Here is a 9,745-nt window from a genome sequence, read left to right on the forward strand (position 1 = left end):
CCTCGCCCGGACTCGCTGTCCAGAGCCGTGTCGGTCCCGATGTCTGCCGCACTCCGCCTCGACTGCGTGTCAGCGGACGTCGTGCGCCGTCGACCACGCGCCCCAGGTACTGCGGCCTCACGCCCCCGCTTGCAGGCGAAGGCCCGCCAGGGTCAGTTCCAGGGCGGAGCGGAACTGGTCGACGTCCTCGTGGCCGTCGAACTCGTCGACGATCTCGTGCAGGAACGGGAACTCCTGAGGGTCGAGGTCCCGCCAGTCCTGGGCGACGCGGTGGAGGTATTCGTCGCGGTCGACGTCACCGTCGAGCATCTCCTGGGTCGGTTCCTGGCCGAGGTCGACGGCGGAACCGACGACGACTCCGACGACGGCGGACACCGCGTGGAACCGCTGGGACGCGGTGAGGTTCAGGCGGAGGGTCTGCCGGCCGAGCATCTCGTACAGGCCCAAGGTGTGGATCTGGATGCTGGCGTTGCGCATGAAGTACGCGCTCATCCAGGGACGTCGCACGATCGCGTCGAACAAGGTGATGGCCATGGCGCGGAGATCGTCGATCGGGTCGTCGCTGCGGGGGAGCTTCTCGATGTCGGCCAGGACGGGGCCCATGGCGTGGTCGGCGGCCCGGTCGAGGAGTTCGTCCTTGTTGGCGACGTACCAGTAGATGCTGGCGACGCCGCCGCCCAGGCGCTGGGCCAGCGCCCGGAAGGTGAGGGCCGGGGCTCCCGCCTCGTCGAGCAGGGCCACCGCCTCGGCCAGGACCGACTCCATGGAGTGCGAAGCCCGTCGGCGTCCCCCGCCGGAGCGGCTCTGCTGGCGTGTCACGGCTTGATCCCTTCGCGTATTGCATCGTATCGAACGTTGTTCTATCGTACCGCATCGTACGCCGTTCGATAACCGAACCTTGTTCGATCGGGGCTCGTCATGACCACTACGTCGCTGCACACACCCGCACGCACCTATCCGTCCCTGCGCGCTGCCTGGATTCCCCTCGCCGCCCTCTGCCTGGCCTTCTTCGTCGAAATGGTCGACAACACGCTGCTGTCGATCGCCCTGCCCACGATCGGCCGCGATCTCGGCAGCGGGACGACCGCCCTGCAATGGGTCACCGGCGCCTACTCACTGACCTTCGGCGGACTGCTGCTCACCGCCGGATCCATGGCCGACCGGCTCGGCCGACGACGCGTCCTGCTCATCGGGCTAGCTGCCTTCGGCTCGCTCAGTCTCTGCGTCGTCCTCGTCACCACAGCCGGCCAGCTCATCGCCCTGCGCGCCGCACTCGGCATAGCCGCCGCGGCGATGGCGCCGATCACGAACTCACTGGTCTTCCGTCTGTTCGACGACAAGGACCTGCGGATGCGGGCCATGACGGTGATGATCATCGTGGGCATGTCCGGATTCGTCCTCGGGCCTCTGCTCGGCGGCACCGCCCTGGCCCATGTCCGCTGGGAGTGGCTGCTCGTCGTGAACGCCCCCATCGCCGTGATCGCCTGCGTCGGCGTCCGGCTCGGCGTTCCGGCGGACCGGCCCGAAGACCTCACCAAGGACACCCTCGACATCCCCGGCGCCGCCCTCAGCGTGGCCGCCATCGGTCTGGCCTGCTACTCGCTGACCAGCGGTGTCGAGCACGGATGGCTCTCCGCCGTCACCCTCGCGTCGATCGGCGGCGCCCTCGCGGCGGCGGTCGCGTTCGTCGGCCACGAGCACCGCAGCAAGGCCCCCATGCTCGACCTGAAACTCTTCTCCAACGGCACGGTCCGCGGCGCCGCCCTCGCACAGATCGGTACGTCCATCGCGATGGCCAGCGTGATGTTCGGGCTGATCCTCCACTTCCAGTACGCCTACGGGTGGAGCCCGGTGCGGGCCGGTCTGGCCAACCTGCCCATCATCGTGACGATGCTGGCCGCCACGCCCCTGTCCGAGTGGCTCGCACGACGCTTCGGCCACCGCATCGCCTGCCTGGTGGGCGCCGCCTGCCTGGCCGGGTCACTGGCGGGTCTCTCCTGGGCCGTCGGCCACGGGTACGCGGCCATCGCCGTCTGCATGGTCCTCATGACCGTGGGACTGCGCACCGTGATGACGATCTGCGCGGTCGCCCTCGTCGACGCGATGCCGAGCAACCGCACCTCCATCGGCGCCGCCCTCAACGACACCGCCCAGGAGGTCGGCTCCAGCGTCGGCACCGCCGTCGTCGGCACCCTGATCGCCGCCCTCGTCACCACCCAACTCCCCGCCGGAACCTGGAGCAGCGGCCTCGTCACCTCCTTCTTCCACGGCGAGCGCGTCACCTACGCGCTGCTCGCCGTCGTCGTAGGACTGATCGCCGCAGGCGGCGCGCTGAGCCTCACCGACTCCCACTCCGTCGAGGAGCACGCAGGCGAGGAGGAGGACTGAGCCGCCGTACGAGGCTCAGGATCGCGGACTCGGCGGCCCGCCCGGACTCGACCCCACCGAGATCCGTGATCCACTCCTGCTGCCGGCCGAGGTCGGCGAGAAGCCCGCGTACGACCTGGTGACCGGTTCGCTGGACGCGGTGCGCCGCGAGCTGGAGACCAACATGTTCGGCCACCTGGCAATGGTCTGGGAGTTCGCTCCGGCGCTGGCCGGGAACGGCGGGGGCGCGGGCGCCTACCACCTGACCAAGGCCGCCGCCTGGGCGATGACCAACGGCGTCCGTCTGGAACACGCCGACCAGTGGAGCCGGGACGTCAAGTCCCGTCTGCCGCTGGCCCCGGAGGAGTTCCATGCCGCGATGGAGCGTGCCATGGCGGCGCTGATGGCTGCATAAGGACTTTCAGGTGCCTCGCCTCGGCCGCAGACGACGTAGACATGAGCGCGAAACTTTGTCCTGAGTGTGGAAAAAGAAGTGCCCTACTCATGCGTAAGTACTTCCCACTCCAGAAAAACGTTGTTACGTTCCTCTCCGACAGCCTGACGACGCAGCCGGCGGAGACGGGCGTCCAAGGCCCAGCCGTGGGTGAGGGGAGGGGATCGTGAGACGGATGACCGCTCGACCTGAGAACACCCATCAGGCGCGCCTGCTTCGTCTGCTGCGTGACAACGGGTCCAACTCCCGCGCCCAGCTGGGCGATCTGGTGGACCTGTCCCGTTCGAAGCTGGCGGTCGAGGTCGACCGGCTGATGGAGACGGGACTGGTTGTCGCGGACGGACTGGCTCCGTCCCGGGGCGGCCGTCGCTCGTACAACATCCGGCTCGCGCCGACCCTGCGTTTTCTCGGCGTCGACATCGGTGCGACATCGATCGATGTCGCCGTGACGAATGCCGAGTTGGAGGTTCTGGGGCATCTGAATCAGCCGATGGACGTCCGCGAGGGTCCGGTCGCGGTCTTCGAGCAAGTCCTGTCCATGGCGGCGAAGTTGCGGGCTTCGGGGCTCGCGGAGGGTTTCGACGGCGCCGGTATCGGTGTCCCGGGACCGGTCCGTTTTCCCGAGGGTGTACCGGTGGCTCCGCCGATCATGCCGGGCTGGGACGGTTTTCCCGTGCGGGAGGCGCTCAGTCAGGAGCTCGGCTGTCCGGTCATGGTCGACAACGACGTGAACCTGATGGCGATGGGGGAGATGCACGCGGGTGTCGCACGCTCCGTGGGCGACTTCCTCTGCGTCAAGATCGGTACCGGTATCGGCTGCGGGATCGTCGCCGGCGGTGACGTGCACCGTGGAGTGACCGGCAGCGCGGGCGACATCGGGCACATCCAGGTGGAACCCGGAGGCCGGGCGTGCGTATGCGGCAACCGGGGCTGTCTGGAAGCCCACTTCAGCGGAGCCGCGCTGGCCGCTGACGCGGAGCAGGCCGCGCGTGAGGGGCGCTCGGCACACTTCGCCGCCCGGTTGGAGACAGCCGGACGCCTGACCGCCGAGGACGTGTCGGCCGCCGCCACGGCCGGGGACCCGGTGGCCCTGAAGCTCATCCGCGACGGCGGGAAACGCCTCGGGCAGGTCATCGCGGGACTCGTCAGTTTCTTCAATCCTGGGCTGGTGGTGATCGGCGGCGGTGTGACCGGGCTCGGGCACACCTTGCTGGCCAGCGTCCGGACCCAGGTGTACCGGCAGTCGTTGCCGCTGGCCACGGGCAACCTGCCGATCGTGCTGGGGGAGTTGGGACCGGCCGCCGGAGCCATCGGCGCGGCCCGACTCATCAGCGACCACCTCTTCTCACCGGCCTGACCGCCGGTCGACCCTGTCGGCAGCGGATCACCACGTCCGCCGGAGCACCCCGGCGGCGCCGCAACCAGGCGCCGCCCCCGAGCGGCGGCAAACACTTCTCGGCGACCCGCCACCCCCGGTGCGCAGCGGCGACCCCGCGACGCCCCGGCCACCTCAGCAGAGCCAACGGCGTACCCGTAACGCCATCGCGACAGCCACAGCATCGCCGTAGCCGCCCATGAGGCGTCGGCGGCTGTCACCTCCCCGCATGACCGTCGGCCGTTCCTCCCCGCATGGTTGCCGGGCGAGCCGACTTGCCCCGCCCTGCCCTTCTCAGCCTGTGCGCCGCCCACGCGACCGACACATCCAGCCCAGCCCTGCCCACTCACGGCCCGTATCCGCCGAGGGGATTCCTCATGGCACCACAACCACCCCTGCTCACCATGTCCGGTATCACCAAGTCGTTCCCGGGTGTTCGCGCCCTGGACGGCGTGGATCTCGAGGTCGAGGCCGGTGAGGTCCACTGCCTGCTCGGCCAGAACGGGGCCGGCAAGTCCACCCTGATCAAAGTGCTGGCCGGGGCTCACCAGCCGGACAGCGGTGAGATCGCCTGGCGCGGTGAGGCCGTGACCCTGGGATCTCCGAGCGCCGCCATGCGTCTGGGCATCGCCACCATCTACCAGGAACTCGACCTGATCGAGGGGCTGTCCGTCGCGGAGAACGTCTTCCTCGGACACGAACCCACCTCGGCCGGGTTCGTGGTGCGTGGCTCCGCGGCCCGTACGGCGACCGCGGAGTTGCTGAAACGCCTCGGGCATTCGGAGATCGATCCGACGCGCCTGGTCGGTGACCTCTCCGCGGCGCAGCAGCAGATCGTCTCGATGGCCCGCGCGCTGTCCCACGAGGTGCGGTTGATCGTGATGGACGAGCCGTCGGCGGCGCTCGACCCCGAAGAGGTGGACAACCTGTTCAGGATCGTGGGCGATCTGACGGCCGACGGCGTCGCCGTCGTCTACATCTCGCACCGCCTTGAGGAGATCCGGCGCATCGGCGACCGGGTCACGGTCCTGAAGGAGGGCCGCTCGGTCGCGGGCGGCCTGCCCGCCAAGAACACACCGACCCACGAGGTCGTGGCCCTGATGACCGGGCGGAACGTGGAGTACGTCTTCCCCGAGCGGCCCGAAGCCGGGTTCGCCGCGGAGCGGGAGCCGGTGCTGAAGGTCGAAGGGCTGTGCAGGCGAGGGGAGTTCGCCCCCGTCGATCTGGAGCTGCGGCCCGGAGAGATCGTCGGACTGGCCGGACTCGTCGGGTCCGGGCGCAGCGAGATCCTGGAGACGATCTACGGGGCTCGCAAGCCCGACGAGGGCCGAGTGCTCGTCGACGGCACACCCTTGCGCCCCGGCAGTGTCCGCGCAGCCGTCAGCGCCGGCATCGGCCTCGCGCCCGAAGAACGCAAGGCGCAGGGCCTGTTGATGCTGGAGTCCGTCAGCAGCAACGTCTCGATCTCCACGCTGTCCCGGTTCGCCCGCGCGGGCTGGCTCGACCGTCGCACCGAGCGGGCCGCGACGCACCAGGCGGTGCGCGAACTGTCGCTGCGGCCGGACAATCCCGACGCCGCGATCAGGACCCTGTCCGGCGGCAACCAGCAGAAAGCCGTCCTCGCACGCTGGTTGTTGCGCGGCTGCAAGGTGCTGCTGCTGGACGAGCCGACCAGGGGCGTCGACATCGGCGCCCGGGCGGAGCTCTACGCGGTGATACGCCGGTTGGCCGACGAGGGCCTGGCCGTACTTCTCGTCTCCAGTGAGGTGCCCGAGGTCCTGGGGCTCGCCGACCGGGTGCTGGTGCTGCGTGAAGGCAGCGTCGTCCACACGGCGGACGCCCGGGAGCTCGACGAGCACCGTGTACTCGATCTTGTGATGGAAGGGAGCCCGACATCATGACGCAGCCGACCACCGCGGCGCACGAGGATGCGCCGACGTCCGCCGCCAAGTCCGCGGGGGAGCAGCACAGTTCGCGCCGACCGGTTGCGCGCTGGGATGTGCGCACCCTGTCGTTGCTCGGAGTCCTCGCCGTCCTCGTGGCGGTCGGCGGGATCACCGCACCGGACGAGTTCCTCGCGACGAGCAACCTCCAGCTCGTCCTCACCCAGGCCTCCGTGATCGGCGTTGTCACCGTCGGCATGACCTTCGTCATCACCTCCGGCGGCATCGACCTCTCCGTCGGCGCGATCGTGGCCCTCGCCTCGGTGTGGGCGACGACCGTGGCCACCCAGGAGTTCGGCTTCGCGGGCATCCTGTTCACCGCGGTGATCGTCGGTGTCGGCTGCGGTCTCGTGAACGGTCTGCTGATCGCCTACGGCAGGATGGTGCCGTTCATCGCGACGCTGGCCATGCTCGCCTCCGCCCGGGGCCTCGCGCTGCAGATCACGGACGGCAGCACACAGATCGTCAGCGTCGCATCGGTGCTCGATCTGGGCGCCAGGGACTCCTACGTCCTCGGCATCCCGCCCCTCGTCCTGATCTTCGCCGCGGTGACCGTCATCGGCTGGCTGGTGCTGAACCGCACCACCTTCGGCCGCCGCACCGTCGCGGTCGGCGGCAACGCGGAGGCCGCCCGGCTCGCCGGTATCGACGTGCGCCGCCAGCGTCTGTACCTGTACCTGCTGTCCGGGCTGTGCTGCGGGATCGCCGCGTTCATGCTGATCGTGCTCGCCGGGTCGGGGCAGAACACCAACGGCAACCTCTACGAGCTGGACGCCATCGCCGCCGCGATCATCGGCGGAACCCTGCTCAGCGGGGGCCGCGGCACCATCATCGGCTCCGTCCTCGGCGTTCTGGTCTTCACCACGATCACCAACATCTTCGCCCTGAACAACCTCGAGACCGCTGTCCAGCAGATCGCGAAGGGCGCCATCATCGTCGCCGCCGTCCTGGTCCAGCGCCGCTCGCTGCACGGCGACACCTGACACCCGTGCGGCACGGGCCGGACGGCGGTCCCTGCCACCGCCGTCCGGCACCCCACCTCCTCCGTCGGAGGCACACCGGCCTGTTGGACTCCGTCGGACCCAGGCACCGCCCCTCGGAACCCACCGCACGCACACCCGCCCAGTCGAAGGGTCGACCCACCATGCCCAAAACCCCCGCCACCAGCCGCAGAGCACTCCTGTTCGGCACCGCCGCCGTCTCCGCGGGCGCGCTGCTGACGGCCTGCACCAGCAACGAGCCCAAGAACCAGGCGCAGGCCGCCGACAACGCCGCCCCGGTCGCGGACGACAAGGCGGGCAAGGCCGTCACCATCGGCTTCGCCGGCCCGCAGGCCGACCACGGCTGGCTCAACGCCATCAACTCCAACGCCAAGTCGCGTGCGAAGAAGTACTCGGACGTCACCCTGGAGATCACCGAGGGCTCCAACGACACCGCCCAGCAGATCGGCCAGGTACAGACGCTGATCAACAAGAAGGTCGACGTCCTGGTGATCCTCCCGGCCGACGGCAAGGCCCTCACCCAGGTCGGCCTCCAGGCCATGCGGGCGGGCATCCCCGTCGTCAACCTGGACCGGGTGTTCGCCTCCCCGCAGGCGTACCGCTGCTGGATCGGCGGCGACAACTACGGCATGGGTCTCAACGCCGGCCACTACATCGGCGAGCAGCTCAAGGGCAAGAAGAACGCCAAGGTCGTCGAACTGGCGGGCCTGGACAACCTCGAACTGACCCAGCAGCGCACCAAGGGGTTCGACGACGCCCTCAAGAACTACCCCAACATCCGCAAGGTGGCCCGCCAGGCGGCCGACTTCACGGTGGAGTCCGGGCAGGCCAAGATGGCCCAGCTCCTCCAGGCCCAGTCGAGTTTCGACGCGCTGTGGAACCACGACGACGACCAGGGCGTGGGTGCACTGCGCGCCATCGACCAGGCCGGACGCGACGACTTCCTGATGGTCGGCGGCGCCGGCGCCAAGTCCGCGATGGACGCCATCAAGGCCGGCAACAGCGTGCTGAAGGCGACCGTGCTGTACCCGCCGACCATGGCCGCCTCCGCCATCGACCTCGCCCGGGCACTCGGCCAGGGCAAGGGCATCGGCGGTCTCGCCGAGTTCGAGATCCCGTCCTCGCTGACCCTCTACTCGGCCGTGGTCACCAAGGACAACGTCGACCAGTACCTGCCGACCGGCTTCATCTGACGGGACCGGGCCGAGCCAGAGCGCACCGGGCCGCGCCGGAACGCACCGGGCCGCACCGGAACGTCCTGGACCTCGGCCCCGCCCGCACCACGACGAGTCAGTGACACTCCGACCAGGAGGAATCCGTATGGAACAGAGGGACAGTCGGACCGCACCGCCGGTGCTCGGCGTGGGGATGGTCGGCTACGCGTTCATGGGCGCCGCGCACTCACAGGGGTGGCGCACCGTAGGGCACGCGTTCGACCTGCCCCTGCGGCCGGTCCTGGCCGCGATCGCCGGCCGTGACGCCCGAGGCGTACGGGCCGCCGCCGACAAGCACGGCTGGGCCGCGGCGGAAACCGACTGGCGTGCCCTCATAGCCCGCGACGACGTACAGCTCGTCGACATCTGCACACCGGGCGACAGCCACGCGGAGATCGCGATCGCGGCACTGGAGGCGGGCAAGCACGTGCTGTGCGAGAAGCCGCTGGCCAATTCGGTCGCTGAGGCGGAGGCCATGGCCGCAGCCGCCGAAGTGGCGCGCACGCGCGGCCAGTTGGCGATGGTGGGCTTCAACTACCGGCGCGTGCCCGCCCTCACCTTCGCCCGCCGACTCATCGCGGACGGCAGGCTCGGCGCACTGCGCCACATACGGGTCAGCTACCTCCAGGACTGGTTGGTCGACCCCGACTTTCCGCTGACGTGGCGGCTGCAACGGGAGCACGCGGGATCGGGTGCCCTCGGCGACCTCGGCGCGCACATCGTCGACCTCGCCCAGTACCTGGCGGGCGAGGTCCTGGTCGGCGTCTCCGCCCAGATGGAAACCTTCGTCACCGAACGCCCCCTCCTCGACGGGGCATCCTCCGGCCTTACGGCATCCGGCGGCCCTCGGCGCGAACCGGTGACCGTCGACGACGCGGCCGTCTTCACGGGCCGGCTCGCCTCAGGAGCGCTCGCCGTATTCGAGGCGACCCGGATGGCGACAGGTCGCAAGAACGCCCTCCGACTGGAGATCAACGGTGAGCTCGGTTCGCTCGCTTTCGACCTGGAGCGCCTCAACGAGCTGTCCTTCCACGACCATCGGGAGCCCGCCGCCACGGCGGGGTTCCGCAGGATTGTCGTCACCGAGGCCGACCACCCCTACCTGGAGGGCTGGTGGCCGCCCGGCCATGTGCTCGGCTACGAGCACACCTTCGCCCACCAGGCCCGCGACCTCGTCGAGGCCATCGCGTCCGGCACTGACCCGAGTCCGTCGTTCGCCGACGGTCTCCAGGTCCAGCGGGTGTTGGCGGCGGTGGAGGAGAGTGCCGAGAAGAACTCCGTCTACACACCGATCGCTGTCTGAGGAGGGTTCCGGGATATGCCGCGTCAGTTCACGTTGTTCACCGGTCAGTGGGCCGATCTTCCGCTGGAGGAGGTGTGCCGTCTTGCCC

The 9,745-nt window shown here is 69.6% G+C and carries 7 protein-coding genes and 1 pseudogene; 7 read left to right on the plus strand and 1 reads right to left on the minus strand.

Features of this window, described 5'->3' with window-relative positions:
- Nucleotides 1-117: 117 nt before the first annotated feature.
- Entirely contained in the window at nucleotides 118-765 is a 648-nt protein-coding gene (locus G3I78_RS34440; RefSeq protein ID WP_164431998.1) for a TetR/AcrR family transcriptional regulator, read from the minus strand.
- Nucleotides 766-918: 153 nt separating this feature from the next.
- On the opposite strand from G3I78_RS34440, the gene G3I78_RS34445 reads away from it, so the two are divergent.
- The 7 genes and pseudogenes from G3I78_RS34445 (at nucleotide 919) to G3I78_RS34480 (ending at nucleotide 9,657) form a co-directional block, all read left to right on the plus strand.
- Nucleotides 919-2,388: an MFS transporter gene (locus G3I78_RS34445; RefSeq protein WP_164431956.1), complete on the plus strand. Its 1,470-nt coding sequence runs from the start codon at nucleotides 919-921 to the stop codon at nucleotides 2,386-2,388.
- A 112-nt stretch (nucleotides 2,389-2,500) separates the two neighbouring features.
- A pseudogene (locus G3I78_RS34455) lies at nucleotides 2,501-2,782 on the plus strand (short-chain dehydrogenase); the annotation flags it as partial.
- 214 nt (nucleotides 2,783-2,996) lie between these two features.
- On the plus strand, nucleotides 2,997-4,178 hold the full coding sequence (locus tag G3I78_RS34460) for an ROK family transcriptional regulator (protein ID WP_164431957.1): 1,182 nt from the start codon (nucleotides 2,997-2,999) through the stop codon (nucleotides 4,176-4,178).
- 395 nt (nucleotides 4,179-4,573) lie between these two features.
- Nucleotides 4,574-6,097 carry a sugar ABC transporter ATP-binding protein gene (locus tag G3I78_RS34465; RefSeq protein WP_164431958.1) on the plus strand — a complete coding sequence of 508 codons (1,524 nt, stop codon included), beginning with the start codon at nucleotides 4,574-4,576 and terminating at the stop codon, nucleotides 6,095-6,097.
- Entirely contained in the window at nucleotides 6,094-7,122 is a 1,029-nt protein-coding gene (locus G3I78_RS34470) for an ABC transporter permease (RefSeq protein ID WP_164431959.1), read from the plus strand. The genes G3I78_RS34465 and G3I78_RS34470 overlap by 4 nt, the downstream gene beginning before the upstream one ends.
- Nucleotides 7,123-7,283: 161 nt before the next feature.
- Nucleotides 7,284-8,333, plus strand: a complete 1,050-nt coding sequence (locus G3I78_RS34475) for a substrate-binding domain-containing protein (RefSeq protein WP_164431960.1) — start codon at nucleotides 7,284-7,286, stop codon at nucleotides 8,331-8,333.
- Nucleotides 8,334-8,460: 127 nt separating this feature from the next.
- Nucleotides 8,461-9,657 (plus strand): Gfo/Idh/MocA family oxidoreductase, encoded by a 1,197-nt coding sequence (locus tag G3I78_RS34480; RefSeq protein WP_164431961.1) that lies wholly within the window; start codon nucleotides 8,461-8,463, stop codon nucleotides 9,655-9,657.
- The last annotated feature ends 88 nt before the right edge of the window (nucleotides 9,658-9,745 follow it).

It is taken from the genome of Streptomyces sp. SID13726 (assembly GCF_010548375.1).
In the GTDB taxonomy this organism is placed as follows: Bacteria; Actinomycetota; Actinomycetes; order Streptomycetales; family Streptomycetaceae; genus Streptomyces.

Coding starts and splice junctions, on each gene's coding strand:
- G3I78_RS34440 (WP_164431998.1), bottom strand. CDS start 765: ATGGAGTCGGTCCTGGCCGAGGCGGTGGCCCTGCTCGACGAGGCGGGA.
- G3I78_RS34470 (WP_164431959.1), top strand. CDS start 6,094: ATGACGCAGCCGACCACCGCGGCGCACGAGGATGCGCCGACGTCCGCC.
- G3I78_RS34475 (WP_164431960.1), top strand. CDS start 7,284: ATGCCCAAAACCCCCGCCACCAGCCGCAGAGCACTCCTGTTCGGCACC.
- G3I78_RS34445 (WP_164431956.1), top strand. CDS start 919: ATGACCACTACGTCGCTGCACACACCCGCACGCACCTATCCGTCCCTG.
- G3I78_RS34480 (WP_164431961.1), top strand. CDS start 8,461: ATGGAACAGAGGGACAGTCGGACCGCACCGCCGGTGCTCGGCGTGGGG.
- G3I78_RS34460 (WP_164431957.1), top strand. CDS start 2,997: ATGACCGCTCGACCTGAGAACACCCATCAGGCGCGCCTGCTTCGTCTG.
- G3I78_RS34465 (WP_164431958.1), top strand. CDS start 4,574: ATGGCACCACAACCACCCCTGCTCACCATGTCCGGTATCACCAAGTCG.